Origin of the sequence: Streptomyces sp. MP131-18, assembly GCF_001984575.1 — a bacterium.
Lineage (GTDB): Bacteria > Actinomycetota > Actinomycetes > Streptomycetales > Streptomycetaceae > Streptomyces > Streptomyces johnsoniae.
In genome coordinates, this window is sequence record NZ_LZNS01000001.1 from 2,202,674 (window position 1) to 2,228,955 (window position 26,282).

At 72.4% G+C, this 26,282-nt stretch carries 22 protein-coding genes and 2 pseudogenes; 7 read left to right on the forward strand and 17 right to left on the reverse strand.

The genetic code is table 11. From position 1 onward, the window contains the following. Nucleotides 1-34: 34 nt before the first annotated feature. The 10 genes and pseudogenes from STBA_RS09630 to STBA_RS09675 form a co-directional block, all read right to left on the reverse strand. Nucleotides 35-1,237, reverse strand: coding sequence for an MBL fold metallo-hydrolase (locus STBA_RS09630; protein ID WP_107485013.1), 1,203 nt, complete (start codon nt 1,235-1,237; stop codon nt 35-37). A gap of 298 nt (nt 1,238-1,535) precedes the next feature. Then, nucleotides 1,536-2,062: pseudogene (locus tag STBA_RS09635) on the reverse strand (transposase). A gap of 130 nt (nt 2,063-2,192) precedes the next feature. Next, nucleotides 2,193-3,230 (reverse strand): group II intron maturase-specific domain-containing protein, encoded by a 1,038-nt coding sequence (locus STBA_RS35600; RefSeq protein WP_107485014.1) that lies wholly within the window; start codon nt 3,228-3,230, stop codon nt 2,193-2,195. A 47-nt stretch (nt 3,231-3,277) separates the two neighbouring features. Next, nucleotides 3,278-3,535, reverse strand: coding sequence for a hypothetical protein (locus STBA_RS09645; RefSeq protein ID WP_077058847.1), 258 nt, complete (start codon nt 3,533-3,535; stop codon nt 3,278-3,280). 276 nt (nt 3,536-3,811) lie between these two features. Beyond that, nucleotides 3,812-3,934 (reverse strand): hypothetical protein, encoded by a 123-nt coding sequence (locus tag STBA_RS39245; RefSeq protein ID WP_290443767.1) that lies wholly within the window; start codon nt 3,932-3,934, stop codon nt 3,812-3,814. 1,445 nt (nt 3,935-5,379) lie between these two features. Further along, complete coding sequence (locus STBA_RS09655) at nt 5,380-7,509, reverse strand: bifunctional serine/threonine-protein kinase/ABC transporter substrate-binding protein (protein WP_077058849.1); 2,130 nt, start codon at nt 7,507-7,509, stop codon at nt 5,380-5,382. 165 nt (nt 7,510-7,674) lie between these two features. After that, nucleotides 7,675-9,960: a protein translocase subunit SecD gene (gene secD / locus STBA_RS09660; RefSeq protein WP_077058850.1), complete on the reverse strand. Its 2,286-nt coding sequence runs from the start codon at nt 9,958-9,960 to the stop codon at nt 7,675-7,677. 67 nt (nt 9,961-10,027) lie between these two features. Beyond that, nucleotides 10,028-10,450, reverse strand: a complete 423-nt coding sequence (locus STBA_RS09665; RefSeq protein WP_077058851.1) for a hypothetical protein — start codon at nt 10,448-10,450, stop codon at nt 10,028-10,030. A 70-nt stretch (nt 10,451-10,520) separates the two neighbouring features. Next, on the reverse strand, nt 10,521-11,186 hold the full coding sequence (locus STBA_RS09670; RefSeq protein WP_077058852.1) for a response regulator transcription factor: 666 nt from the start codon (nt 11,184-11,186) through the stop codon (nt 10,521-10,523). 11 nt (nt 11,187-11,197) lie between these two features. After that, entirely contained in the window at nt 11,198-12,157 is a 960-nt protein-coding gene (locus STBA_RS09675) for a sensor histidine kinase (protein ID WP_077058853.1), read from the reverse strand. A 348-nt stretch (nt 12,158-12,505) separates the two neighbouring features. Here STBA_RS09675 and STBA_RS09680 point away from each other — a divergent pair, with 348 nt between their 5' ends. From STBA_RS09680 to STBA_RS09690, 3 genes are all read left to right on the forward strand, one after another. Beyond that, the gene (locus tag STBA_RS09680) at nt 12,506-12,829 is read left to right on the forward strand and encodes a TraR/DksA C4-type zinc finger protein (RefSeq protein ID WP_077058854.1); all 324 of its coding nucleotides are present in this window, start codon (nt 12,506-12,508) and stop codon (nt 12,827-12,829) included. An 86-nt stretch (nt 12,830-12,915) separates the two neighbouring features. Further along, nucleotides 12,916-13,230: a hypothetical protein gene (locus STBA_RS09685; RefSeq protein WP_077058855.1), complete on the forward strand. Its 315-nt coding sequence runs from the start codon at nt 12,916-12,918 to the stop codon at nt 13,228-13,230. Continuing rightward, on the forward strand, nt 13,227-14,039 hold the full coding sequence (locus tag STBA_RS09690; protein WP_077058856.1) for a rod shape-determining protein: 813 nt from the start codon (nt 13,227-13,229) through the stop codon (nt 14,037-14,039). The genes STBA_RS09685 and STBA_RS09690 overlap by 4 nt, the downstream gene beginning before the upstream one ends. A 402-nt stretch (nt 14,040-14,441) precedes the next feature. Here STBA_RS09690 and STBA_RS09695 read toward each other — a convergent pair whose 3' ends face one another. Next, nucleotides 14,442-15,263 (reverse strand): SDR family oxidoreductase, encoded by an 822-nt coding sequence (locus STBA_RS09695; RefSeq protein WP_077058857.1) that lies wholly within the window; start codon nt 15,261-15,263, stop codon nt 14,442-14,444. An 85-nt stretch (nt 15,264-15,348) separates the two neighbouring features. Here STBA_RS09695 and STBA_RS09700 point away from each other — a divergent pair, with 85 nt between their 5' ends. Further along, nucleotides 15,349-16,200: a helix-turn-helix transcriptional regulator gene (locus STBA_RS09700; RefSeq protein ID WP_077058858.1), complete on the forward strand. Its 852-nt coding sequence runs from the start codon at nt 15,349-15,351 to the stop codon at nt 16,198-16,200. A gap of 195 nt (nt 16,201-16,395) precedes the next feature. Here STBA_RS09700 and STBA_RS09705 read toward each other — a convergent pair whose 3' ends face one another. Further along, a complete protein-coding gene (locus STBA_RS09705) occupies nt 16,396-17,280 on the reverse strand; it encodes a fructosamine kinase family protein (RefSeq protein WP_253194605.1) in 885 nt (294 codons plus the stop codon). 261 nt (nt 17,281-17,541) lie between these two features. Here STBA_RS09705 and STBA_RS09710 point away from each other — a divergent pair, with 261 nt between their 5' ends. After that, the gene (locus STBA_RS09710; RefSeq protein WP_077058860.1) at nt 17,542-18,531 is read left to right on the forward strand and encodes a helix-turn-helix domain-containing protein; all 990 of its coding nucleotides are present in this window, start codon (nt 17,542-17,544) and stop codon (nt 18,529-18,531) included. A 30-nt stretch (nt 18,532-18,561) separates the two neighbouring features. On the opposite strand, the gene STBA_RS09715 is transcribed toward STBA_RS09710, so the two are convergent. The 3 genes and pseudogenes from STBA_RS09715 to STBA_RS09720 all read right to left on the reverse strand — a co-directional run bounded on the left by STBA_RS09715 (nt 18,562) and on the right by STBA_RS09720 (nt 21,553). Beyond that, on the reverse strand, nt 18,562-19,548 hold the full coding sequence (locus tag STBA_RS09715; protein WP_079251825.1) for an MBL fold metallo-hydrolase: 987 nt from the start codon (nt 19,546-19,548) through the stop codon (nt 18,562-18,564). Nucleotides 19,549-19,904: 356 nt separating this feature from the next. Next, nucleotides 19,905-20,066 (reverse strand): annotated as a pseudogene (locus STBA_RS38735) (hydrolase); the annotation flags it as partial. A 104-nt stretch (nt 20,067-20,170) separates the two neighbouring features. Beyond that, a complete protein-coding gene (locus tag STBA_RS09720) occupies nt 20,171-21,553 on the reverse strand; it encodes a glycoside hydrolase family 43 protein (protein ID WP_077058861.1) in 1,383 nt (460 codons plus the stop codon). 581 nt (nt 21,554-22,134) lie between these two features. Here STBA_RS09720 and STBA_RS09725 point away from each other — a divergent pair. Both STBA_RS09725 and STBA_RS09730 read left to right on the forward strand, forming a co-directional pair. Further along, a complete protein-coding gene (locus STBA_RS09725) occupies nt 22,135-23,253 on the forward strand; it encodes a cellulase family glycosylhydrolase (RefSeq protein WP_077058862.1) in 1,119 nt (372 codons plus the stop codon). A 131-nt stretch (nt 23,254-23,384) separates the two neighbouring features. Beyond that, nucleotides 23,385-24,050 (forward strand): DUF998 domain-containing protein, encoded by a 666-nt coding sequence (locus tag STBA_RS09730; protein ID WP_079252371.1) that lies wholly within the window; start codon nt 23,385-23,387, stop codon nt 24,048-24,050. A gap of 25 nt (nt 24,051-24,075) precedes the next feature. Here the strand turns inward: STBA_RS09730 and STBA_RS09735 are convergent, their stop codons facing one another. Further along, nucleotides 24,076-25,602, reverse strand: coding sequence for an MFS transporter (locus tag STBA_RS09735; protein WP_077058863.1), 1,527 nt, complete (start codon nt 25,600-25,602; stop codon nt 24,076-24,078). Between the two features lie 48 nt (nt 25,603-25,650). Beyond that, a complete protein-coding gene (locus STBA_RS09740; protein WP_077058864.1) occupies nt 25,651-26,202 on the reverse strand; it encodes a TetR family transcriptional regulator in 552 nt (183 codons plus the stop codon). Nucleotides 26,203-26,282: the final 80 nt, after the last annotated feature.

The following is a 26,282-nucleotide window of genomic DNA, read 5'->3' on the forward strand; positions in this document are numbered from 1 at the left end:
AAAGCGCGAGGCTAAACGGCGACCGCCGCACAGGTCAGCGGCGGCGGTTTCCGACGCCGAGCTGCATCAGGTCCTCGCCGACGATGAGCCGGCCGGAGTAGCCTTCGGCCGCGGGCAGCCAGTGCTCAGGGCCGGGGTCGGCCGGGACGAGGTGGGTGAGCACCAGGTTCTTCACCCCGGCGGGCTCGGCCACGTCCCTGCCGACCTGTTCGATGGTCGTGTGGCCCTGGAGCAGGGCCATGCGCATGAACTCCCGCTGGTCCGGCGGGAAGACGGAGACGATCTCGTCGATGTACGCGGCATCCACGCACTCGTGCACGAGGTAGTCGGCGCCGCTCGCCAGGTCGATGAGGTTCTGGCTGACCCTGGTGTCGCCGGACACGACGACGGAGCCGTCCGGTGTGTCGAACCGGAAGGCGAACGACGGGGCCGTGGGCCGGTGGTCGACCAGGGTCGCGGTGATCCGCACGTCGCCGTCGGTCCACACGGGGATCGGCGCGTCGAGGCGGGGCGGGATGCCGGGCGGATCGACGTGCCAGAGCGAGGAGATGTCGATGTCCTGCACGACGAACAGCTCGTCCGGGAGCCGGAACAGGCTGGCGCGCGCCCGCTCGTTGAGGTCGGCGGCGAACGTGTCCCGCAGCCGGTCGGTCGTTCCGCTGATCCCGGGTATGGGCCGCTCCGGTGTGACGACGGGGGGCTCCGGCCGGCCGGGCGGGCTGACCGGAGGAAGGGTGTCGCGGTCGCCGGGGCCGAAGACGCGGATGGGCTCGGACAGGCCCGTCCCGTTCGAGGGCACCGTCGGGTACAGCGCCGGCCATTCGACCCAGTGATCGGAGTGCATGTGCGTGAGGAAGATGCCGCGCACGTTGTCGAGCACACCGGAGGGCGACCCGCTGCCGAGACCGGCCGCGGCGATGCGCATCTGCGAGCCGAATCCGAGGTCGACGAGGTACACCCGGTCCTCGTAGACGATGGCGGTGGATATGCCCATGCGCGCACCGTCGGTGAGGACGGGGCCGCCGGCCGTGCCCAGCAGGACGACGCGGGTGCGGTGGCGGCTGCCGCTGATGTCCGGGCGCGCGGCGCCGGGCGCGCCGGCCGCCTGCGCGGCCCCCGACGTCCCGGCCACGCCCAGCCCGACGGCCGCGGCGGCCACACCGGCCGTTCCGGCGGCACGGAGGGCACCGCGGCGGGACATGTGGGCCCTGAGCAGTGGTCCGAGGTCGTCACACACAGAAGCTCTCCTTCACGTCGTCACTCGGCCTGCCCGAGCGGCAGAGGCTGCGATAACCGGCCGGACGCAGCATGCTGACGGATTCGCCTCGAGGATCGCTCAAGGCGGCACGGGGTCGGAACCACCACGTATCGATCGGGAATGCCTCGCACGCCCGCTGCCGGCCTCATCTGGCGGGTGACCCGATGTCCAGGACCGCGATGGTCTTCTCGGAGTGAGTCAAGGCGTCTTGGCGACTGCCAGTGCCAGAGACCCATATGACCTGGTTACTGAGAATGAACGCGTGATGTCGTTGACTTCAGCCGGGGCGGATGGTCAGGCCGGTCTCGGTGAGGCATCCGTCGATGAGGTGGCTGCGGTACTGGATGTGGCGTAAGCCGCGTCTGATCGTGCGGATCAGGTGTCCGGGGGTGGAGAAGGCGACGTGGGAAAGCCAGCCACGTCGCAACAGGGACCAGATGCCCTCCACGGGGTTGATGTCCGGTGCGTACGGGGGAGGTAGAAGATGGTCAGCCAGTCGTGGGAGGCGGCGAACTCGCGCATGCCGGCTGCCTCGTGGACGGTGAGGTTGTCCCAGACCAGCACGATCGGGCCGCCGAGTTGCTGGCGGGCGGCGGTCAGCACATAGCGGTAGTCACGCCAGGCGAAGCTGTTGCGCCCGCCGGCGGGATCATCACGCCGCGGGCGGTAGATCAGCCGGGATCTTTCGCCGGGTTTACAGCAGGCCAGCGCGGCGATGGAGACCCCGCGGCGGGAGCGCCCGCGAACCCGCACCACCGGGGCGCATCCGCGCCTGCCCCAGGTCCTGGCGACCGGCTGCGTCATGGAGAATCCGGCCTCGTCGCCGAGTAGGCCCGGGCGCGGTGCCGGGATTGCTCCCGGCCCGTTTCCCCGGACCTCTCGCCGAACCCGCCGTGCCTATTACTGGGCAACGGGCTCTCCACGGTCTCTGCCGTCAGGTTGTTGCAGGGGTCCAGGGGGTGGGAATCGTGTTGCCGCGGTAGCGATACCGGGTGGCCGGGATCGCGCTGATCTTCCGCAACTCGATCTCGCCCGCGCTGATCGGCCGCCACCGCCCGGTGGGGCTGAGCCGTCTGCGGACGTCCGTCCAGTTCCGGTGATGCCGCTCTTGCAGCAGCCGGATGACTCGCCACCAGACGAGGTTGTCCAGGTTGCTGAAGGTGCGCTTCGCGACGGCATGCCTGAAGTAGTTGGCCCATCCGTGGGCGACCTGGTTGAGGCTCACCAGGACCACGGCCAGGTCCTGCTGCGACGTTCTGTGGGTGAGGGTACGGATCTTCGCTTTCACCGACCGGACGGGCCGGTCGGCGATGAAGGTGCAGACGTACCACTTGTCCGTTCCGCGGCGGTCGGCGAGGGTGTGGCGGTCAGCGAAGTAGGCGGCGCGTGCGGCGCGGACGGCTGCCCATCCACGGGGGACGACCGCGAGCAGCATCAGCGGCAGCAGCGCGGGATGGAGGTGGGTCATGATCCCGGCGGCGGCGACGATGCACAGCAACGCGGTGGTGACCGCGGTGAAAGCCTCCACCATGAGATGGACATCCTTGGCGGCGCGGGAGGCCGCTTCGGACTGGTCGGACCAGGCCGGGTCGTCGTAGCAGGCGAGCGGCGCTTTCGTGGTGGCTTCGAGGTAGCGGGTCTCCGCCATCCCGTCGACGCGCGGTCCGATGCGGGCGGTGGTGGCGACCGTGAGCGCGGCCACCACGGACCGGGCGCAGGCTGCGGCGGCGGTGACGATCAGCGCGGGCAGCGCATCGCGTACGCGTTCCGCAGTGGGCCCGGCGGCCAGCAGCGGGGTGAGGGCGCTGGTGGTGGCGTACAGCCCGAATGCGGTGACGGCGCCGGAGACGAGCTGGAGCAGACAGGTCAGGGCGACAGCGCGGGGGGAGGTGCCTGCGGCGAGGTGATGCCACAGGTGGGCGGCGGTGGCGTTCAGGTGCCGCCATCGGCCGCGGCCGGCGCGGATGTCCATGACAGCTGCGCCACCGCCGGGAAGCCGGGCAGCGTAGATCTGTGTAGTCACGGGCACGATGCGGTCCTGACCATGGGAGTGTCCTGCCACCAGGTGGCGCGTGCGGTGTTGAGCCGGGCGAGCCACAGCTCGGTAACGTGCAGGACGTGCAGGACGTGCAGGTCGGCCAGCGGCGCTGGGGCGCCCGCGGCGGCTGCTTCGAGGTCTGCGGCGGCCTGACGGACATCAATCAGGCCGGCCTGGGCGAGTCGCGACGTGGCATACAAACGGTGGTGGCGGGCCTGGCGCCGACGCCACCAGGCCATCGCACGCCACTACCGCCGCCGCCACGAATATCAGGACCCCCGTGACCAGAAGTGCAGCTGCGGTGTCCGACTTGGGGTTTTTCGTTGTCCTGATCCAGTGAGCGGCAGACGGAGTTCCCCGCGCCCTTCCGCCTACGAGAAAGGGAGGCCAAGAGAAGGCCATGGGGACACCGCGTAGATACAGCGCCCCTTCTACAAGAAATCCCCGGGCGAGTGCGCCGATCCAGGTTGCTCGGGCGGACATCGACGGTACGGCGCGTGCCGCGCCGCATCCGCTCAGCTGTCGGCTTCGGGCGGATGCTGACCGCTCGCGCCGGCCTGAAGGCTGTGCTCGACCTCCAGCCCAAGGACCATTCTGTCCAACTCATCTACCTTGCGGCGCATTTCATCCACAGACATCCGGAGCTCCCGCCGTTGGCTTCGCCGAGCGCGTCGGTCGTCCGGCGGCGGCCGCTCCGCCGCCCTCGCCACCCGCTGGTAGTGCTCCTCTACGTCCTCGAAGAGGCGCCGAAGGTGCTGCGCTCTTTCCCACAGCCCCATGTCCCCGGCGCCGACCCACCCGGCCAGCAGCCGCATCCGGTCGGCCAGGAACTGGCAATGGCTGTGCGCGTGCGCGGCTTGACGCTGGAGAGATTGAAGGTATCGACCACCTCGATCCGAAAACACGCGTCCATCTTCCCGCAGCGAACTATCCGATGTCATCCCGTACCGCAGGAGCACACCCTGGCCGCCCGCACCTGCCCCTTGCGGATGCCTGACAATGCGCTGACGCACCGTCCGCCGAACCCGTGTGCATACAGGACGTACAGACCACCACCGGAACCTGACCAGCATCTACTCGAAACCACGGCTGCTGTGTCCGGAAGCCTGTCACTCCCGTGCCACGATCGGTGCATGAGCGAGTACTCCTGGCCCGAGGACGGCACGTCCGCGCCCGATTCAGCGGCTGGACGGGGCCGGTACGGTGTGCGGGCTTTCCCACAGGCTGTGAGTCCCGCGCTCGGCACTCCGGTGCGAACATATCGTCACGTATCGGACCTCCCAGATTCCCTGCGGCGGCGCGGCAGGGGCGTCGTCGCGGAAACGACCAGCTCGCGGGGGGGCACCGACGTCGTGCATGCTGCCGGAACCCGTTGGCGACCCCGACCCGCGCAGCCCATCGCGAAGGCCACCAGCGAAGTGAAGCCAGCCAGCTCGCCGTTCCGCAGCCCGGACGCCAACATCAGGCCGAGAAAAGGGCGGAGCGCGCCGCCGCCACATCCTCAGCCGACGAGCCCTGGCCCGTTGAGGAGCGGACAGCCATTATCGCCCCCCACTTACGGCAGCAGGCTCGAATCTCCATAGTGCCCCGCCGGGGGCACCACGCAGATGGTCGCATGACCAGTGGTGCCGGTCATGACCGTGGCCGGAGGGGCCGTTCCGGCGTGGTGGCCTGCCAGTTGTCTCGCGAGTGGTCCTGGAAACAGCCTCGACTGTGTCGGCTGTCAGGGTGATCCGGCAAAGGGCCTCGTTGATCGTTCCCTCGTAGTGAATCTCCAGCCGCAGAGCCTCGAAACAGCCGGCGGGAGAGGTCATCCGGGAGCAGAGCAAGGTCGACCGGTGTCACGGGCGGGCGGTCGAGAAGGTCCGGATTGGGCTTCAGCGCGGCGAGTTGCTGCTTGAAGTTCCGGCGGTCGGCCCGCCGCTCGTTCAGGCCGCGGATGAAGTCCACAAGCGCCACGTTGCGCAGGGCATTCATGTGTTCCTCGTGCTCCCGGCGCCGGGCATCGTCGAGGGTGAACAACCTCGGTTTGGGGAGGTTGGTGCGGGCACGGCAGTGACGCGGTGTCAAAGGCGGGAGCGTGTCAGGGTTCGTATGTGTAGTCCTCGACCGGGCCGAGCGGGGTGAACTCTCCGTCCTGGACCTGGAAAAGCTGGGGGCCGTCGCCTGCGTAGTCGCCGTCGGAGTCGAAGGCGATGAGGCCGGTGACTCCTTCGAGGCGGTGGCCCGCCACCGCGTCGAACGCCGCTTCCCGGTCCGCCTCCCTGCCCGCCCCCGCAACCGCCTCGATGATCAGCGCGGCAACGTCGAACGTCCTGGCCGAATAATGGCCCGGTCGCCGGCCGTTCGCCTCCTCGAAGAGCTGGGCGAACCGCCGGCCCTCCTCGCTGACGGACGAGTCGAACCGGTGAGAGACCAGGTACCAGCCCTCGGAGACGTCCTGCCACGTGGAGAGGAAGCGGCGGCCCATGAGCTCTTCCCCGCCGACCAGGTCTCCCGTGTAGCCCTTGTCCCGCAGCGCGACTGCCAGGTCACCTGCCTGGTCAAGGGAGCCGCAGAACGCCACGGCGTCCACGGTCGCCTCGACTGCGTACTGGGCGGCCTCCTCGAAGGGCGCCGACCTCCGGGCGTACGATCCCGACTTGCGCAGGCGCTCCACCACCGCGTCCGCCAACTCCCGGCCGGGCGGGGAGGCATCGTCGATCACCACCGCCGCGCTGCCGGCGAGGAAGCCGCCGATCGCCGCCCCCGCCTGCCGGTCGTTCGGGACGCCGCGCAGGAAGGTGGCGAAATCTCGCTGCCCGGCAAACTCCGGGCTGGTGACCAAGGGGCTCACGGCGGCCAGGCCCGCCGCCGAGTACAGCGGGCCCGCCGCCCGTGCCGTGCCGGAGTACGCCGGGCCGACCACCGCGAGCACCCGGCCGTCGTCGATCGCCGCCTGCGCGGCGGCGGTGGCGGTGTCAGCCGTGCCCTGGTCGTCGGCCTCGAAGACCTCGAAACGGAGATCGGGGTGGTCGCCGGACTCGTTGGCCAGGTCGACGGCCAGTCGTACCGACGCGAGCATGTCCCGGCCCACATCGGCGTTGTCGCCGGTCAGCGGGCCCTGGACGGCTATCCGCACGGTCGTGGGCTCGCCGATGGAGCCGTCGCCGTACGTGTCACCGCCGTTCGTGCCGGAGTCACCGCCGCCGCCGCCGTTGCCGTTGCCGGCGCCGTTGCCGTTGCCGGAAGTGGTGAGGGCGTACGTCAGCGCGCCGAGCCCCGCGATGCCCGCCGCTCCCCCGGCGATGGCCAGCGCGCGGCGCCGCGAGGGGCCTCGCGCGGGAGGGGGCGTGTCGGTCCGCGTACGGACCGAGTCGGCCACCGCCGTCGGCAGCCAGTCCAGGGCGGCCAGCCCGCCCGCGTCATCGCCAAGCCGCTCGACCAACTCCGCGACCCCCGGCCGCCGTTCCGGGTCCTTCTCCAGGCACCGGCCCACCAGCTCCCGCAGCCCGCCATCCGGCAGCCGCGTGAGGTCGGCCGGCTCGTACGCCGCGCGGAAGTTGACCTCGTGCGAAAGCCCCGAGCCGAACGGGCCGGTGCCGGTGGCCGCGTAGACCAGCACCGCGCCGAGGGCGAAGACGTCACCGGCCGGGCCGGCGCCCGCACCCCTCAGCTGCTCGGGTGCGATGAACCCGGGCGTTCCCACTATCGCGCCCGTCTGTGTGAGACGGGTGCCGGCGATGGCGAGCGAGATGCCGAAGTCGATGACGCGCGGCCCGTCGCTCGCCAGCAGCACGTTCGACGGCTTGAGGTCACGGTGCACCACCCCGGCGGCGTGGATCGCCTCCAACGCCTCGGCCAGCGCCCCGCCCAGCGCCCGCACCGATTCCTCGGGCCAGGGCCCGTGCGCGGTGACCGCGTCGTTCAGCGGCAGCCCCGCCACGTACGCCGTCGCCAGCCACGGCGGCGTGCCCTCCGGGTCGGCATCCACCACCCCGGCGGTGAAGAAACCGTTGACGCGGCGGGCGGCGGCGACCTCGCGGGCGAAGCGACCGCGGAATCGCGGGTCCTCGGCCAGCTCGGCCCGCACGACCTTCACGGCCACCGGCCGCCCGCCCGGCGACCGCGCCAGGAACACCCGCCCCATGCCGCCGGACCCGAGCCGCGCCAGCACCTGGTAGCGCCCCACCCGCTCCGGATCGCCCGCCTCCAACGCCTGAAACGCCGTCATGTATGTGCCCCGTCCCGATCCGCCAACAGCCGATCAAGCGTAGCGATGAAGCGCTCACGGCAGAGCTGCGCCGTTGCGCAACGCGCGCCCGATGCACGGGGCGCGGCGTTCGCGGGACCGGGATGCCGATCGTTCCCGCAGCATCGCCACGTTGCACGAGGACGGCTACTGCCGCAGCCGCCGGCTCGTCAGCCGTCTCGACGCGGCGACCGGCCGGCCTTTGCCCCGCCCGGCGCGTGCGTGCAGCGCGATGGCCAGGGGGGTGGCGGTGAACACCGAGGAGCAGGTCCCGACGACGAGGCCGATGAGCAGCGCGAGGGCGAAGTCGGTGAGCGAGCCGCCGCCCAGCACGGCGAGGGCGGTCAGGATGAACAGGGCGCCCATGCCGGTGTTGACGGTGCGGGGGATGGTCTGGAGGACCGCCGTGTTGGCGAGGGAGGCGAACGGCCCGGGGCGGGAACTCAGCTCGCGCAGGCGGTCGAAGACGACGACGGAGTCGTTCACGGAATAGCCGATGACGGTGAGCAGGGCGGCCAGGAAGACGCCGTCGACGGGTTTGCCGAGCCAGGCGAAGGCGCCGACGAGGATGAGCGCGTCGTGGGCCATGGTGAGGACCGCGGCGGTGGCGTAGGTCCAGCGGAACCTGACGGCGAGGTAGCCGAGCTGGGTGACGAGGGCGGCGCCGAGCGCGATGAGCGCGCCGGTGCGCAGTTCCTTGCCGAGGCTGGGGCCGATCATCTCGTCGCGGACCTTCTGCGTGTCGCCCCCGAGGTCGCTGATGGCCTGCCTGGCGTCGGCTTCCTGCGCGTTCGAGAGTTCCTGGGTGCGGACGGTCAGCCCGCCGTCGGCGGAGGCGTGGACGACGGCGCGCGGCAGGTCCGCCTCCGTCAGGGCGTCCCTGGCCTCGTCGGCGTCGACGGGCCGCTCGGTGGTGTACTCGATCATCCGGCCGCCGGTGAACTCGACGCCGAAGTCCAGCCCGCGGGCCGTGATGCCGCAGACGGCCAGGACCACGGCCGCGGCGGAGAGCGCGAGCCACCGGCGGCGGCGGCGCATCAGCTGCGGGTTGCGGCGTTCGAGCCAGGAACGGACCCGGCCGCGCACACCGATACCGGAACGGGCGGGGTGGAGACGTGCGCCCCTGCGGTCGACGGTGAGTCCCGCCAGGGCCCGGGTGATCACCAGGGCGCTGAACATGGAGGCCAGCACGCCGATGCCCAGAGTGACGCCGAAGCCGCGTACCGGCCCGGAGGCGAGGAAGAACAGCAGGGCGGCGGCGATGAGCGTGGTGACGTTGGTGTCGGCAATGGCACCGAAGGCTTTGCGGAACCCGGTGGCCAGCGCGGTGCGCACGGTGGTGCGGCGCCGCGCGGCGTACTCCTCGCGGGCGCGTTCGAAGACCAGCACGTTGGCGTCGACCGCCATGCCGATGGCCAGGGCGAAGCCGGCCAGGCCCGGCAGGGTCAGCGTGGCGCCCAGGGCGGCCAGGGCCGCGTAGGAGATCAGGGCGTAACAGGCCAGGGCGCAGGTGGCGAGGAAACCGAGCAGCCGGTAGGCGGCGATGATGAACAGCGACGTGAGTGCGGCGCCGATGAGCGCGGCCCGGGCGCTGGCGCTGATGGCCTCGGCGCCGAGGGTGGGGCCGATGGTGCGTTGCTCGATCGTCTCCACCGGCACGGGAAGGGCGCCGCCGTTCACCAGCAGGGCCAGTTCGCGGGCCTCGGCGCGGTCGAAGTCCCCGGTGATCTGCGTGGTTCCGCCGGTGATGCCCCCGCCGCAGGCCACGGAGGGGTCCACCTGGGGCGACGAGACCAGCTCGTCGTCCAGCACGATCGCGATGCGGCGGGCCGGGTCGCCGTCGCCGGCGCAGGCGGCCCGGCCGGTCAGCCGCGCCCACGCGTCCCCGCCCGCGCCGTCGAAGTCGACGGTGACGAACCAGCCCAGGCCCCGCTGCGCGTCGAGCCGGGCCTCGGCGCCGGACACGTCCGCGCCGGTGAGCTCCGGCGGGCCGAGGCGCAGCCGCTGACCGGTCTCGTCCGGCAGAACCCGTTCCCCGGAGCCGTCCGGGTCCGGTTCGGATTCCGCCTGGCGGGTGCCCGCGGGGCCGAGCACGGGGTGGAACGTGAGCTGGGCCGTACGGCCGAGGACGTCGGCGGCCTCGCGCGGGTCCTGGACGCCGGGCAGTTCGACGATGATCCGGTTGTCACCGGAACGCGTGAGCGTGGGTTCGGCCACGCCCAGCGCGTCGATGCGGTGGCGCAGGACCTCAAGGGTGTGGTCGGTGGCCGCGGCGTCGGCCTCGACGGTGGGCGCGTCGCGGGTCTGGAGAACGATCTGTGTTCCGCCGCGCAGGTCGAGGCCGAGGCGCGGCGGGACGATGACGGCGATGCAGGCGGACAGGGCGAGCACGACAAGGGAAAGGGCGCAGCGCACCCGGGTGGCACGGGTCAAGGGAACGGCTCCAGCAGGCATGCCGCGGCCCACGCAGGCGAGGGCCGCGTGTCGGACAGGGTCTCGGTCAGCTGCCGGAAGGTGGAGCGCGCCCGGCCAGGGGCGCGGTGTACGGGGGGTGCGCGGCGGGGATCGCGGCCCGCCGCGGCCCGGCCGGGCTCAGGAACTCGGACGGGAGTGTGGGGGCCGGCGTGGTGATCAGCGGCTGGAGGGGCAGCTCCGCCGGGGCGCCCTGCTGGGCGCGCGGCGGTGCGACGGCGTCCGGCCTGTCGGCGTCCCAGGTGCCGGCGGCGCGGTCGGGCGCGCTCTCCGCCGGTGCCGAGGGGGCCGCCGCGGCGGCCCCCTCGGCACCGGTGCCCGGCGAGGCGGTCACCGGGGCGGCGAGCAGGCAGACGACGGCGAGCAGGAGGACGGCCAGCGCGCGGCACCGGCCGGCCCGGGGCACGGGCCCTGTGGGGTGGCGGGAAGCCGCGATGGGCCACGGGGGCATGCGCGGCCTCCTCGGGGGCTTCCGGAGCGGGGAAAGCGGGAACGGGCCCGCGCGGGCGGCTGCCGGCGCCTCAGGGCTCGATCAGGCCGGCGCGGATAGCGTAACGGGTCAGCTCCAGCCGGTCCCGCATGCCCAGCTTGTGCAGCAGGTTCGCACGGTGGCGGTGGACGGTCTTGACGCTGATCACGAGGGTGTCGGCGATCTCCTGGGAGGTGTGGCCCTCGGCGATGAGCTTGAGGACCTCCTCTTCGCGGGGCGTCAGGAGGCTGTCGGGCACTTCCTTGCCGTCGCGGGCGCGGTCGAGGTAGTTGCGGATCAGGGCGGTGACCGCGCCGGGGTACAGAAAGGGCTCGCCGCGCCCGACCGCGCGGCAGGCGGCGACCAGGTCGCGGTCGGCGACGGACTTGAGCACGTATCCGCAGGCGCCGGCCTTGAGCGCCTGGAAGAAGTACTGCTCGTTGTCGTACATGCTCAGCATCAGGATGCGCAGGCCGGGCTGGGACTGCGCGAGTTCGCGAGCGGCCTGGAGGCCGGTCATGCGCGGCATGGCGACGTCCAGAATGGCCAGGTCGGGGTGGTGGGCGGCGGCGGCGCGGACGGCTTCGGCGCCGTCCCCCGCCTCGGCCACGACCGCGAAGTCGGGCTCCCCCTCCAGGATGAGCCGAACGCCGCGGCGCACCAGGGCGTGGTCGTCGGCGAGGAGGATGCGTGTCGCGGCTGCGGTCGTTTCTGTCATGGGCGCTTCTGTCATGGGCGGGCGCCCTTTCCTGCGCTGGGCACGGTCAGCAGCACGCGGGTGCCGCCGGCCGGGCGGGGTGCGATGTCGAGAGTGGCGCCGAGCAGCAGGGCGCGTTCGCGCATACCGCGGATTCCCGCTCCCTCGGCCGCCTCGCCGATGCCCCGGCCGTCGTCGTCGATCCGCAGGACGACGGAGGAGCCGGTGCGGTGGATGGCCAGCTCCGCCCGGTCGGCCTCGGCGTGGCGGGCGATGTTGGTGAGCCCTTCCTGGGCGACGCGATAGATCACCACCTCCGCCTCCCGTTCCAGCGGCGGAAGCCCGGACTGGATGCTGCGGGAGACCTTCATGCCGGCGTGGGTGGCGTAGTCGGTGGCCAGGGAGGTGAGGGCCGCCGCGAGGCCGAGGTCTTCGAGGACTCCGGGCCGCAGCCTTCGGGCGAGGCGGCGCACCTCGTCCAGGCTGTCGCGGACGGTCTCCTGGGCCAGGAGCAGTTCACCGCGCAGCGGGTCGGGGGCCTGGTCGGCGGTGCGTTTGAGGCCGAGCAGGACCGCGGTCAGGCTCTGGCCGACCTCGTCGTGGAGCTCGGCCGCGATGCGGCGCCGTTCGGTCTCCTGCGCGGACAGCGCGCGGGCGCTTGAGGTGGCGCGTTCGGCCTCGAGCCGGTCCAGCATGGCGTTGAAGGCGTGGACCGGCTCGGCGATGCCGCCCCGGACGGGCGCGGACAACCGCTGCCCCGGCTTGAGCAGGTCGACCGTGGACATCAGCCGGGACAGCCGGTCGAGCGGCGCGAGACCGACCCTCAGCAGGGCCGCGTTGGCCACCAGCATCACGCCGAGACCGGTCAGCAGGATGGCGGCCTCGGGCAGCAGGATCGGCACCGACACGGTCACCGGCGCCCACAGCAGCAGCGCCGTGGCCGCGCCCAGCACCACGGCGTTCAGGCCGAAGATCCGCCAGAACAGGGACACGGAACGTCACGCCTCCTTCGCCTTCTTCGCCTTCTTGAGTGCGGTCTCCGTCACGCCCCCCAGTGTCGTCCCGGGCCCGGGCCGCCGCTTCCCCGGGCACCCGCCGGGCGTGCGCGGTCAAGCCTGCCTGCTCGGAGGGTCCGGGTCGATGGCGACCACGACCCATTCCGCGCCCGCCCGTGGGCGTCCGCCCGCGCGGGTCTGCACCCCGCAACCCGCCCGAAATGGGGCCTGCGCCCGATGGCCGTCCGTTCCGTGCCGGGTCACAGTGAAAGTTCAGGGAGGAGCGGACCGGGGAACCGGCCCGCTCCTCCGTACGATTTTGTGGCAGAAGGGACCACGTTCGCGATGTCACCGGATACCAGCCGCCCCGCGGCCGAACCCGCGGGAGCGCAGGACACCAGGCAGCGGCTCGAAGACGAGCGCGATACCCGTCTCGCACAGTTGCGGGCCCTCGACAGCGCTTCCGACGGCTCGGAGGCCGACCACCTCGTGGTGCCGCAGCGGAGTGCCGTGCAGCGCGCCCTCCAGGACATCGAGGCCGCGTTCGGCCGGCTGGACAGCGGTACCTACGGGACCTGCCTGGGGTGCGCCGGCCCCATTCCGGCGGCGCGGCTGGACATCCTGCCCCACGCCAGGTATTGCGTCCCCTGTCAGCAGCGCGCCGGCTGACCCGCCGACCGCCCGTCCGCCCCCCTCGGCTCCGGCACTGCCGGAGTCTTCGTTCGTCCGTGGTCCCGCCTCGAAGGGGTGAAGCAGTGAACCATCAGTCCCCAGCCGAGTTGACCGAGTTGGCCGAGCTCCGGCAGACCCTCGGGGAGCAACCTGTCCTCCGCGGGGACCGGCCGAGCGGGCCGGGGCCCGGGCGGGGCGTCGGTGAGCCGGAAGCCGCCTCCCGGCGGGAGGCGCGGAAGGCGCGGGACGCACTGTGCGCCGCCGCCCGCGTGGTCCTCGCCGACGTGGAGGCCGCCCTGCGGCCCACGAACGACGGCAGCTACGGCAACCGCCTGCGGATCGTTCCGCAGGCGCGCTGCTGCTCTCCCTGCCACCGGTCGGGGGTGGCCGGCCGATGAGCCCCCGCGACACCGGCGGCCCGCGCCGCCGGCCGGCCTGGCCGCTCCGCCGCCGGAGCCCGGGGATCGCCCTCGACCTGGGGAGCGCGAGGACCCGGGTCTGGACGACGGGCCGCGGCGACATCCTCGACGTGCCCACGGTCGTCGGCCGCGGCCCCGGAACGGGCCACCCCGTCCGGCGGGGAACGATCGTCGACTCCGAGGGCGTCGCGCGGCTGCTGTCCCGGCTGGTGGCGGAACGCGTGCCGCGGAACGCCCGGCCCGTGGTCGTCTTCACCACGCCCGTGCTCAGCGCCCCGGGCCACCAGGCCGCCGCCGCGGACGCCCTCCGCGCCCTGCGCCCCAGGACCGTGCTGGCCATCGACGGCGTCAAGGCCATCGCCCTCGCCGCCGGAGCCGACCTGTCCCGGCCTCTGCTGGTCGTCGACCTCGGCGCACACCTCACGGAGGTGGCGCTGCTCGCCGACGGCACCGTGGCCGCGGCCCGCCGGAGCGCCACGCCCGCCGACGGCACGGCGGGCGCCTGCCCCGCGGAACGGGCCGCGGGCATCGCCGCCCTGATCACCGGCATGTTCGGTGACGACCCCAGGCCGCAGATGGTCGACGCGCTCGATCGCGGCCTGCTGCTCGCCGGCGGCGGGGCGCTGCGCCCGAAGCTCGCGCGCCTGCTGTGCGCCCGCCTGCGCGTTCCCGTTCAGGCCGTGCCCCAGCCGCAGACCGCCGCCGTGCGCGGCGCCGCCCGGGCGCTGGACGCCGCCCGGCGCCACCCCGGTCTGGACACGCCCGTCGACGCGCCCCCGCCCGCCTGACCCCCGCGAAAGCCGTCGGGCCGCGTTCTCGGACACGGCCACCGGCGAGTACCGGCCCCCGGGGCGCCACCGTGAGCCGGGTCGGCGGCCATGGGCGGTGGGCACGAGCCGCAGCGGGCCGGGCGGCCGAACGGCCGACAGCGGGAGGCGGCCAACCGCTGGTCCCGGCCGTACCGACTGGGAACGTGTCCGGTGCTCCCGTATTCGTGCTCGCCGACGGCCGGGCCCGGCCCGCAGGCCGCTTTTCTACCGTTTCTCTGCCGTTTCTACCTTCGGGTGATGTACACGAGTTCTGCCGGCTACGAGCTGCTTGCCGGGGCAGCGGCGGGACGTTCCCGGTGAAAGGTTCTGGTCATGCCGCGGATGTCCGCGCCGGCATACGGCTGACCCAGGCTCTCCCTTTCAGGCGCCGGCGCCGCCATCGACCGGCAGGATCGCGCCGGTCACGTACGAGGCGCGGTCGCTGAGCAGCCACGCGGCGGCCTCGGCGATCTGCCGGGGGGCGGCCATCCGGCCGAGCGGGATCGTTGCGGTCATCTGCTGGACGATGCCGGGAGTCGCCGCTTCCCAGGCGTCGATCATCTTCGTGGCGGTGCCGCCGGGGGTGATGCCGTTGACCCGGATACGGTCACCGGCCCAGTTCACCGCGGCGGTCTCGGTGAGGCTGTTGAGCGCGCGCTTCATGGCGCCGTATGCCGGCAGGGCGGGGTTCGCGCGGCGGCTGCCGATGCTCGAGGTGTTGACGATCGCCCCGCCACCGTTCCGTCGCATGAGTGCGGCCTCGGCGGTCATGGCGGTCCAGTGCGAGCGGAAGTTCACGGCGAACTGCTCGTCGATGTCCTCGTCGCTGGTGGTATCGACCGGGCCCAACTGCTGCTGCGGGGCCGCGCCGTTGTTGAAGGCCCCGTCGAGCCGTCCGTGCAGCTTTTCGACGCGGTCGATGGCGGCGCGGATGTTCGCGCGGTCGGCGAGGTCCAGGGCGACGGCGTCGGCGATGCCGCCGTCGGCGCGGATCTCGGTGGCGATGCGGTCGAGGGCGTCGGTGCTGCGGGCGGCGAGCACGACGGCGGCGCCCTCGGAGGCGAAGAGCCGGGCCGCGGCCGCCCCGATGCCGCGGCTGGCGCCGGTGACGAACACGACCTTGCCGGCGAGCAGGCCGACGGGCGGGCTGTCGATGTGGCTCGTGTGGTTCGTGTCGTTTGAGTCGTTCGTGTTGTTCGTCATGACACCAGCGTCAGCCCGGCCCCCGGCCGGATACAGGCACAGCCAGTACCAGGATCCGCCGCCGGGCGGCGCGCACACTTGGCGTATGACCAAACAGGAGCTCGGGGCGTTCCTCCGCAGCCGCCGCGAGCGGCTACGGCCGCAGGACGTCGGCCTCCCCTCCGGACCGCGACGCCGGACACCAGGGCTTCGCCGCGAGGAGGCCGCGGTCCTCGCGCACATCTCCACCGAGTACTACATCCGGCTGGAGCAGGGCAGGGCACCGCGACCGTCGGGCGAGGTCCTCGCTGGGATCGCCGGGGCGCTGCGGCTCACCGACGCCGAGTCGGACCACCTCCACGTTCTCGCGGGTACCGCGCCGATCCGTGCCCGGCTGCACCGGCGCGATGTCCGCCCGAGCATCCTCGCGCTCCTGGAGCGGCTGCCGCAGACGGCCGCTTTCGTGATGTCCGCCGCGTTCGACGTGCTCGCCTGGAACGACCTCGCGGCCGCGCTCATGGAGGATTTTGCCGACCTCGCCCCCGAGGACCGCAATCTCGCCCGCCGGGCATTCATCGGGCCGGCGCGGCCTGATGCGTCGCGGTACGGGATCTCCGACGCCGCCGAGTTCCGGCACCAGGTCGTCATGGAGCTCCGTGCCACCCTCGCCCGCTACCCGGCGGACCCCGCGGTGACCGGCCTCGTCGACGAACTCCGCGACGCCAGCCCCGACTTCGTCCGGCTCTGGGAGCGGCACGACGTGCAGGCCGCGCCGATGCTCACCAAGACCTTCCGCCACCCGGTCGTCGGGGAGATCACCGTCGACTGCGACTCGCTCGCGCTCAGGGACCGCGACCAGCATCTCGTTCTCTACAGCGCGCCGCCGGGCTCCCCCGGCGCCGAGGCTCTGGCTCTTCTGAACGTCCTCGGGACCGAGGCCGGTGACTATCTGCGGTAGCGCCGCGCTGACGTCATTGCCCGGGATCTGGTTCGGTTTCCGTGAAGCCGGCACGGCGCGGAAGGTCTCGACGAGGGCCGCCTCGGGTTCGGTGGCGAAACGGGGCGGCGCTCCTGTTCGGCCACGGCCTGCTCGGGTGCGCCCCGGCCCGCTCGCGCCGGCAGACGGCCGGCTGAGCCTTCGACTCAGCTGAGCTCACGGCCGTCGCCGGAACGGGGCGAGCGTGGCGCGCACGAGGTCGGCGGCGCCCCAGTCGGGGTCGAACTGGGCGATCACGGCCAGGTGCTGGCGTAGCTGGAGGATCGGCATGCGTTCGCGCCAGTCGCGGTCGAGCCCGGTCAGCTCGGCGTACAGCTCGAAGAACACGTGCGCCTCGGGCGGCGGCGCCGTCGTCCACAGGTGGGCCAGATCGACCTCGGCCCACGTGTACGACACGGCCGGGTCGATCAGCGCGGGCCGTCCGCCGGGGGTGGTCATGACGTTCAGCGCCCACAGATCGCCGTGCGTCAGGCACGCGGGCCTGACCGGCAGCAGCTCGGGAAGCCGGTCGCACAGCCGCTCCAGAGCCGCCCTGTCCGCGGCGTCGAGCGCCTCCTGGACGCGACGCTCGCCGAGCCAGCGCAGCAGCCGGTGCTGGGCGTAGAACGCGAACCCGTCGTCATCCCAGGTGTTGACCTGCCGACGACGGCCAAGCCAGTTGTCCCGGTGCCACCCGAACCGTGGGTACCGCGTGGTGGTGTGCAGGTGGGCGAGCACATGCGCGAGCTGCTCCCAGAAGGCCCCGGTGCCCGGCCGGGGCCGCAGCACGGACAGCACGAGCAGGTCGCGGTCCGCGAGGATGATCTCGGGCGTGGCGACGCCGCCCGCCTCGCGCAGCACGGTGAGCCCCTCGGCCTCCGCGGCGAAGGCGTCGTCCGACGGCGGTTCGCCGAACGCCTTGACGAACACCGACGTGCCGTCGCCGCGGCGCGCGAGCCCCGCGGTCGCGGCGAGGCCCCCGGTGGCCGGCTCTACCGCGACGACGTCGGTCAGGCCGGCCGCGTGAAGGCGTTGGAGCAGGAAAGACCTCGCGGCTGTCACAGGTGCTCCCCTTCGCTGGTCCCGCGTCATGGCAATCAGCGCCGAGCCCTCCGCGAACTCGCCGGCTCGAGCGCACTCTCAGCGGGAACGACCCTCTCACGAACGCCTGTTGCCCGCGCTCTCCCTCGAAAGCCGCACCGGCGAAGCGGCGCCTGGCAGCAGTGTCCGGGCCGGGGCACCGCCGTCTCGACGTCGGGGGCGGATAGTTCGAGGATGCCGGTGAACGGCACCACCGGCCAGTTACCTTGACGAGGGGGCCTCATGGCTGTGCGCATCCATCTGAGCAGTGCGGATCTGCGAAGCGTCACGGTGGCGCGCTGCGCGGAGCCGTTGTGCGAGATGGAACGGAGCCTGCGGGCGCTGCGGTTGCCGACGCGTGATCCGGTGACTGTCCGCTGGCGCCAGTGGGCGCGCAGGCAGCTGCCGAAAGCGGCGTACCCCCTGCTGACGCTGGTCCCGGCCAGCGGCCCCAGCCCTGACTTCCTGACCCCTCTCACCACCAGCCCCGACCTCGCCCCCGCCCTGAACGCCGTGCTGAGCACGCCACCGGCCCGCCTCCTGGGGGACCTCGGTCCGCTCGCCGACCGCAGCAGACCCTCGTCCTGGGTGGCCGACCTGACGAGCGGGAGACGGCCTGCACTGCGCCGTCTGGAACTGGCGATCACCAGCTACCACGACGCCATTCTGAAGCCGGTGGAGCACCACCTGACCACCGAGTTCGATACGGCTGCGGACGGCATGGCGCAGACCCTGGCTCGCGGCGGTCTCGATGCCCTGCTGCGCGATCTGCATCCCTCCATCCGCTGGGAGCCGCCCATACTCCACGTGGCGCACAGGCGGCTGGACGAGGATGTCCGTCTTCATGGCCAGGGGCTCCACCTGATTCCGTCCTTCTTCGCGAGCTCCAACGCGGTCATGAACGACGTGGTCGCGCCCTACGTCGTGGTCTTCCCGATGCGGCGCCGCGCCCTTTGGCACGCCGACTCCGGCCGCCCGGCACGGGCACTTGCCGACTTGCTCGGCGACACCCGCGCCACCCTCCTGTACGCCATCGCCCGGGCCGCCCGAGGCGTCTCCACCACTGCACTCGCCCAGCGAGCCGGCATAGCCAACTCCACCGCAAGCCATCACGTCAAAGCCCTCCGCGGCGCCCAGTTGGTCGCCACCCGACGCGCCGGCACCAGCGCCCTTCACACACTCACGCCGCTGGGCGAGCAAGTGCTCCGCTCCAATCCACATCCCGCTCGCTGATCCGGGCCCCGGCTCGCCGCGTCGGAACGATCAGGTCCGGAGGAACGGGCGGTTCAGGTGCGAGGTGGCCAGGAGGGCGCGGTGGCGGCGTGCCTCGGCGAGGAGGGACTGCCGACTGCGGCGGGCCGCGGCCGGGTCGCTCTCCAACCGGTAGGCCACGGGCGGCGCGGCCAACTGCACGGCGTGCACCAGAACGTCGCCGGTGATCACGATGCGCCGGTGCCCGCCGTCGACCAGGACGGACTGGTGCCCGGCGGTATGGCCGGGCGTCGGCACGGCGGTCAGCTCCCCGCCCCGGCCGCCGCCCAGCACCCGGACCCGCCCGTCGATCTCGTGCAGCAGTCCGGCCCGGCGCAGCGGCTCCACCACGTACGCCGTGGCGCTGTCGTCCTCGTCGAGCGCCGCTGTCTCGGCACGCTGGACCACGTGGCGCGCGTTCGGGAACATCGGCCGCCCCGCGGCATCGACCGCCCAGCCGAAGTGGTCCTCGTGGAGGTGGGTCAGTATGACCGAGTCCACGTCGTCCCGGTCGATACCGGCCAGTTCCAGCACCGCCGGGAGGTGCCCCGGCACCGGGGCCCATGCGGACGCGGGGCTGCCGGCCGGGCCCACCCCGGTGTCCACCAGGGTGGCCCGGCCGCCCGGCCTGCGGACGGCATAGCAGCGGAAGTCGAGCTCCCACGTGTCGTCCGGCCCGAACGCGTCGGGGTCGAGGCGTTCGGCCCTCGCCCAGTCCTCCTGCCGCGCGTCGGGAAACTGGTCCTGCCGTCTGCCGGGGAAGGGCCCGTGCGCGTCCAGCAGCGCCAGCACCTCGAACGGCCCTGCCTGCCGCGCCACGATGCGCGCCGGGTCGGCGCGGCGTTCCCCGGCCGCCGCCCGGTGCGCCGTGCTCGTGCCGGTCCAGGCGGCCAGCGCGCCGACGCCCACGCAGGCCGCGTCCCGCAGAACGCGCCGTCGGCTGCCGGTCGCCGGGTCGTCCGCCGTCGCGGCGTCGGACGGAACAGGACGGTGGGTCATGGTCTTCCCCTCATCGGTCGGGTCATGGGGCCTTCGGACATCGCGACCCCGCTCCCCGCACGGACCGGCCGCAGGCGAACGGGGGCACCCGCGCGCGGTGACGACGCACGCAACGCGAACGACCGGCCCCTCGGCGAATGCGGACGGTGCCGCTGCCGGGAACGCGCCAGCCCCGTTCGAGGATGACGGGGACGCCCGCCACCGAGCAGTGATTCGATCGTCGTCACAAACCTTGACGACTCGGCCCCCGCCCGGTCCCGAGATCCAACGGGAAGCCGGAGGGCCGTATCTACCGGCCCGAGGACGGTTCCCGTTCACCGGCGGGTACGGCCGGCTCCATGCCGGGCACCACCGGTCGTGGTGCGGGTGTCGCCGCAGCCCCGCGAGGGGCCGGAGTTGGCGTGGTAGACGAGCCGGTTCTCCGTCCCGTCGGGCGACATGAAGCAGCCGTTCGTCCGCGAGGAGGCACTGAGCGGGTCGGAACCGGTGAGTCCGAGCAGGCTGCGCTGGTAGTCGGGCCGCCGGTGAAGGCCGGCAGGCTCGCGAGCACCAAGAGCGGCGGACGTTGGGCGGCAGGCGGCAGGCGGCAGGCGGCAGGCGGCAGGCGGCAGGCGGCAGGTGACTAGTAGGTGATCTGGAACGTGGCGTCCTCACGGGCGACTTGGGGTGAGCCGGCGCCGAGCTGGTCGAGGCGGAGGATGTGGTCGGAGTGGCGGATGCGGTGGTCGGGGTGGTTGTGGGAGCGGAACGAGGTCCACGAGGCGTCGGCAAGGCCGGCCTCGGCGTGAAACGTCGCGTCGGCGGCGAAGAGCGCGGTGCCGTCGTTCGCATCGAGCCGGAGCTCGAAGTTCGCGTGCCGCAGGTAACTGCCCGGGAAGTTCACCGACTCGAACGAGGTGCCGGTGGCGTCGGCCAGCCCCGGCACCAGGTGCCACTGCTGGTCGGCGGGAGGCTCCATCGGGTACGGATCGAGCCGGGCGACGCGGTCCGCGTGCCGCAGGTACCGACCGGGAAGGTTGTATGACTTGAGCCGGCGCCACTCCGGCCCGCCCCAGCCGTCGATCAGCGCGTCCCGCTCGGCCGCGGTGATCGGGCTGATGCCGGCGTGTTTGGCGCTGACCGGTGCGGTGTAGCCGCGGTGGCTCAACGCCGCCCAGGTATCGCCGCCGACGTCGGATGAGTCCCAGGCGTAGAACACCGCGTTGGCCGGCGAGAACGAATCGCCCCACAGCCAGAAGGTGTTGCCGGCGTTCGACGCGACGAGGATCGGCGCCTCGATCGCCTGGCCCTGCCGCAGGCCGCGGGTCAGCGTGGCGTACGTGTTCGGCGCCCCCGTGGCCGACCGGGCCACGTAGAGGTTGCCGTCTTCGAGGTTCTTGTACGCCAGGTAGAAGGCGCCGCCGTGCGGCAGCACGTAGCCGTCGAGGACGTTGAAGCCGGGGTCGAAGTAGACCTGCGGCGGTCCCATGGCGGTGAAGTCGGTGGTGTAGTTGACCATGAAGACGTCGCGGGTGCCGTTGTGGGCCGAGTAGACGACTCCGTACGCGCCGCGCTCCGGGTCCCAGAACGACGTCGGCGCCCAGGAGTGGGTGGCCATGTCGTGCAGGTGGACGCGGCGGTAGCCGGAGAACGAGGTGAGGTCCGCCGAGTCCCATACGTGGATGTACTGGTTGTCGAGGTTGAACACGCGGCCTTTGAGATCCGTGGCCAGGACCACGAACGTGCCGTCCTGCCTGCGCTGGATGAACGGGTCCCGCAGGCCCTGCGTGCCGGCGGTCGGCGTCGCCACCGGATCGTTCTGGTTCAGCGGCATCCAGTTCAGGCCGTCGGTGCTGACCGCCAGGTGGAGGGCGTAGCTGTCATCGCTCTCGTTCGGTGACTCTTTGAAGTAGCACATCACGTAGGCCGCGTACGCCTGCTGCTGGGCGTGCGCGGCTTTCATGGGAACGGCCGCGGCGACGGCGGATGTCAGCGCGGTCGCCAGAACGGTTCGACGTGTCGGCATGGGGCGATCCCTTTCTGCGCGGGGGAACTGACGGAAGGGCCGGCGGCTCCGTCCGCGGGCGACGCCTCCTCGCGGTCGCGGGATGTGCGGCCCGAGCCGGCATGTGTGGGGCATTCCCGACCGCTTGACCGTTTGATATATCGAACGCGGTTCGCAATATCGATGGAAAGTTAGCGCCGCCCTCACGGGCCGTCAACACTCGGGGGCGGACCGGATCGGGCGCATGACCTGGCGATCGGATTCGTTCGATTTTGATCGATGCATGTTGTGTTGATTGACGGGGTGTTCGAGTCGGTCGACCGTGAACGGCATACGCCATCGGTGGGCGGCCACCGACGGCGCGCCCCGCACGGACGGCGGGGAGTCCCCCACCCCAGGAGCTGCCTGATGTCCGCCCGCCGCGCGACCGGCCGTGCCGGTGACTGCCGTCAACGGCAGACACCTCACCCACCCGAACGGCAAGCACTGCCGGGCGCGGAGTGATCGCGGCCTCCTGAACGTCGCCGGCCGTCCGCCGACCGCCCGACCTGCCCCGCCCGCGCCGCCGCCCCGGCGGCCTGACGCATCACGAAAGGGAGATCATGCGCCACTTCCATGCCCACCGCACGACCGGCAGGGCACGGCCGACCGTGCTCCCCGCACGCGCGCACCGCCGTCGCCGCGGCCTGTCGGCAGCGTTGTGCGCGGTTGTCGCCGTGCCGCTCGTGGCACTGTCGTACACATCGGCCACCGCGGCGGAGCCGGCCGCGGAGCCCGCCCCGCTGGCCGCCGCCGACTTCAGGGGCGTGAACTGGGCCATGCCCGGCGACAACTTCACCGACGGCCCTGTCGTTCCCGAAGGACTGAGCGAGGCGGACAGCTACGACACCGTCAAGGCCAAGGCCGCCGTTGTCTACGATCAGTTCGAGAGCAGCATCGGCGCCAACACCGTCCGGCTGCCGATCAACTTCGACTCGTACCCCGGTACGGCGTGGGGCGACGCGTACGCCGGAGCCGTCGACGCCGCGACCGAAAACGGCTTCAACGTGATCATTTCCATGTGGGAAGGGGCAGCGTCGAACGGCCGGATCGACGACATGCAGCACTTCAACACGATGTGGGACGCCGTCGTCGACCGGTGGGGGTCCGACAGCCGCGTCTACTTCGAGCCGATGAACGAACCCCACGGCTACAGCGCCGGGGACTGGGCCGATATCGCCGCCGCCTGGATCGCGGACCGCCCCTCGGTTCCCAGGGACCGGGTCTTCGTCAGCGGCCACGGCTACAACGGCGACGTCACGTACGTGTGCGACGACTCCCGCCTCGACGGGACCTACCTGTCGCTCCACCTCTACGCGTTCCAGTTCGCCGAGATGAGCTACGACGAGTGGGTGGACACCTTCGACGCCCGGATCGGCGACTGCGGCTCCCGCACCGTCCTGGACGAGTTCGGCGCCCCGCTGGACGACGGCAGGAACTACAACGACACGGACAGCGGCGACAACTTCGTCCGCTACATCCGCGCCGCCACCGACACCGTCCGTTCCCACGACATGGGCGCCGTCTACTGGCCGGCTCTCGGCGGCAAACACACGCACCGGCCGGACTACGACTGGTACTCCCTCTACGCCATCGAGGGCAGCGGCACCGACCTGACGCTGACCCTGCGCAACGACAGCATCGTCGACCGGCTCCACCACGCCTGGGCCACCGGCTCCTGAGGAACGCCGGCGGGGGCCGGCCTGACCGGCCCCTGCCGATGACCGTCGAGCCGGCCGCGGCGGCGGCACGGCGCTTGACGGAGCGGTCCGCCCTCACTACGTTCGGCCGTCACAGCACGTCACCACACTGGATGGACGGTCACCGTGTCCCGAAGACCCGCTTCCGTGACGGAGTCGACTCGGCGGAGGACGAGGCGGTGACGGGCTTGTTGTGGCTCGGCGCGTTCGGCTCATGGCTGTTCGTCGTCACCTTCCTCCTCGACGGCTGGACCCGCCCCGGGTATCACCCGGGGCGGCATGCGGTCAGCGCACTGGCGCTCGGTCGACGGGGCTGGATACAGACGGCCAACTTCATGGTCTGCGGCCTGGCGATCACGGCGGGCGCGGTCGCCCTCTCGGACGCGGCGGACAGCCTGTTGCTCGCCCTGGTGATCGGGGCGTTCGGGGTTTCGCTGATCGCGTCGGGCGTGTTCCCGATGGACGCCATGCGGGGCTATCCGCCGGGAACGCCCGAGGGGACACCAACGGACACGTCGGCGCGCCACCAGTGGCACGACTGGGCCGGAGCGATCGTTTTCGGCTCCCTGCCGATCGCGGCGATCATCGCGGCGTTCGTTCTGCCCGAGACCGTGTGGAAGTGGTACTCGGCGCTGACCGCCATCCTCATGTTCGCCGCCGCCGCGGCATTCGGTCAGGCGTGGGAGAACGACCACCCCCGCACCGGTCTCCTCCAGCGCGCCGCGATCATTGTCGGCTGGCTCTGGCTCGGCCTCCTGTTCGCCCACTCGACCCGGTAGCGGCGCCGCCGCGCCCCCGCGACGATCAGTGCGCGACGGTCTCCGCGCCGGTCGGCTGCTCGTGCCTCAGGTAGCGGTACACGGCCAGGCCGCCCGCCGTCAGCAGGGTGATGACGAGGGTCATGGTCAGGGCGTAGCCGTTGTCGAAGGCGCTGGCGGCGGAGTCCAGCAGGCTGCGGGCCTGCGCCTCCGGCAGTGCGGCGGCGACTGCGCGGGCCTCGTCGAGGCTGTCGCCCGCCGAGGCCGGTGTGTCCGGGGGCAGGGCGACGGTCGCGCCGTACACCGCGGTCAGGATGCTGCCGAGGATGGCGACGCCGGTGACATTGCCCAGCTCGTAGGAGACCTCCTCCACCGAGGAGGCCATACCGGCCCGGTGCGCCGGGGCGCCGCCCAGGATGGCGATGGAGGCGGCGGTCATGACCACGTCCAGGCCCGCGCCCGCCACCACCATGCCGGGCACGACCCAGGCGGGGCTGCCGTCCGCGCCCACGGGGCCCAGGGCTCCCGGGGTCATCAGCAGGGCCGCCAGCACGCCGAACGCGCCGACCAGCAGGCCGCCGCCGATCAGCGGGCGGACGCCGGTGCGGTGGACCAGGCTGCCGGCGAGGACGCCGGCGGGCAGGGCGCCGAGGGCGAATGCGGCCACCAGCAGGCCCGCGTGCAACGGCGTGAGCTCCAGGACCAGTTGCAGTCGCTGGGCGAGGACGAGCTGTATTCCGGCGGTGGCGAACATCGCCAGGCCCGCGGCGAGCACGCCGGCCAGCAGCCGCCGGCTGCGGAAGAGGGAGAAGTCGATCAGCGGGTAGGGCCGGCCGCGCTGGCGCCGTGCGAACGCCCAGAACCCGGCCGCGGAAACGAGCAGCCCGACGGCGCCGTGCCACAGCGCGGGATCGGGCTTGACCGTCTCCTTGATCGCGTAGACGAGGCCGACCAGGCCGACCATGACCTGGAGGGAGGCAAGCGCGTCCCAGGGCCGGTCCCGGCTGCCCCGGCCGCCGGGGGCGAACACGGCCGCCGCGGCCAGTGCGAGCACGACGACGGGCACGTTGACCAGGAACACCGAGCCCCACCAGAAGTGTTCGAGCAGCAGCCCGCCGACGATCGGGCCGAGCGCGGTGCCGACGACGGCCATCGTTCCCCACACGCCGATGGCGATGCCGCGTTCGCGTGCGTCGTCGAACGTGACGCGGATCAGCGCCAGCGTGGCGGGCATCATCGCCGCCGCGCCCACCGCGAGAAACGCCCGCGCGCCGATGAGGGCGGCCGGGGACGGGGCGGCCGCGGCGGCGACGGACGCCGCCCCGAACACGACGAGACCGGCCATGAACATGCGCTTGTGCCCGATGCGGTCCCCAAGCGTCCCCGCCCCGAGCAGCAGCCCGGCCATCACCAGCGGGTACGCGTTGATGATCCACAGCTTCTGCGAGGAGTCCGCCCCGAGGTCGGCGGTCAGCGTGGGCAGGGCGGTGTAGAGCACCGTCATGTCCACGGAGATCAGCAGCAGACCCGCCGAGACCGTTACGAGCAGCAGCCAGCGCCGCACCTTGCTCATTTCCACACCATGACTTTCCGCAATTGAACGTCGAACGGAACGCGGCGCTCAGACCGCCGGGCCGGCCGCCGGATCGGTGAGGGCGGCGATCCGCTCGATCAGGGCTTCCGTGACCTGCGGGTCGAGACCGCCCGGCGAGGTGGCGGCCAGCAGCCACAGGCCGTCGGCGGCCAGCCGCGCGAGGAACAGCTCCACCGCCTCCGGGTCGGGCGTGGCGGGCCGGGGCACCCAGCGCTGTGCCAGCTCCTCCCACGCCCGCGTCAGCTCCGGGTGGGCGGCCGCCTCCACCATGAACGCCAACTCGGCGCGGCTCTCGGTATCGTGCGGTCCGAACCGCACGTACGCCGCGGCCCGCTCCCGCGGGGTCGCCTCGTCCAGCGGTTTGCCCAGCTCGGCCAGCAGGTGGTCTTCCCACGCGTCGATCAGGTGCCGCTGGATCGCCCGCAGCAGGTCCTCGCGGGTGCGGAAGTGATACATCAGCCCCGCCTTCGTCAGCCCCGCCTCCTCCGCCGCGGCCTCCAGCGTCAGCGCCGTGATCCCCGCACGCGCGGTCACCCGCACCGCGGCTTGGAGAATCTGTTTCCTCGAACTCGGTCTCACACCGTAACTTTACCATCCGGAAGGTAAAGTTACGCCGCCCGCCGCATGCGGAGCCGCCGGTCCCGCACCCGCGCCGAATG

Excerpts from the sequence above, each read along its gene's own strand:
- STBA_RS09710 (WP_077058860.1), top strand. The coding sequence starts at position 17,542 with ATGGCTGTGCGCATCCATCTGAGCAGTGCGGATCTGCGAAGCGTCACG.
- STBA_RS09665 (WP_077058851.1), bottom strand. The coding sequence starts at position 10,450 with ATGCCCCCGTGGCCCATCGCGGCTTCCCGCCACCCCACAGGGCCCGTG.
- STBA_RS09645 (WP_077058847.1), bottom strand. The coding sequence starts at position 3,535 with ATGGCCTGGTGGCGTCGGCGCCAGGCCCGCCACCACCGTTTGTATGCC.
- STBA_RS09700 (WP_077058858.1), top strand. The coding sequence starts at position 15,349 with ATGACCAAACAGGAGCTCGGGGCGTTCCTCCGCAGCCGCCGCGAGCGG.
- STBA_RS09735 (WP_077058863.1), bottom strand. The coding sequence starts at position 25,602 with ATGAGCAAGGTGCGGCGCTGGCTGCTGCTCGTAACGGTCTCGGCGGGT.
- STBA_RS09725 (WP_077058862.1), top strand. The coding sequence starts at position 22,135 with ATGCGCCACTTCCATGCCCACCGCACGACCGGCAGGGCACGGCCGACC.
- STBA_RS09690 (WP_077058856.1), top strand. The coding sequence starts at position 13,227 with ATGAGCCCCCGCGACACCGGCGGCCCGCGCCGCCGGCCGGCCTGGCCG.
- STBA_RS39245 (WP_290443767.1), bottom strand. The coding sequence starts at position 3,934 with ATGTCTGTGGATGAAATGCGCCGCAAGGTAGATGAGTTGGACAGAATG.
- STBA_RS09720 (WP_077058861.1), bottom strand. The coding sequence starts at position 21,553 with ATGCCGACACGTCGAACCGTTCTGGCGACCGCGCTGACATCCGCCGTC.
- STBA_RS09715 (WP_079251825.1), bottom strand. The coding sequence starts at position 19,548 with ATGACCCACCGTCCTGTTCCGTCCGACGCCGCGACGGCGGACGACCCG.
- STBA_RS09695 (WP_077058857.1), bottom strand. The coding sequence starts at position 15,263 with ATGACGAACAACACGAACGACTCAAACGACACGAACCACACGAGCCAC.
- STBA_RS09655 (WP_077058849.1), bottom strand. The coding sequence starts at position 7,509 with ATGACGGCGTTTCAGGCGTTGGAGGCGGGCGATCCGGAGCGGGTGGGG.
- STBA_RS35600 (WP_107485014.1), bottom strand. The coding sequence starts at position 3,230 with ATGGACATCCGCGCCGGCCGCGGCCGATGGCGGCACCTGAACGCCACC.
- STBA_RS09670 (WP_077058852.1), bottom strand. The coding sequence starts at position 11,186 with ATGACAGAAACGACCGCAGCCGCGACACGCATCCTCCTCGCCGACGAC.
- STBA_RS09730 (WP_079252371.1), top strand. The coding sequence starts at position 23,385 with ATGGACGGTCACCGTGTCCCGAAGACCCGCTTCCGTGACGGAGTCGAC.
- STBA_RS09680 (WP_077058854.1), top strand. The coding sequence starts at position 12,506 with ATGTCACCGGATACCAGCCGCCCCGCGGCCGAACCCGCGGGAGCGCAG.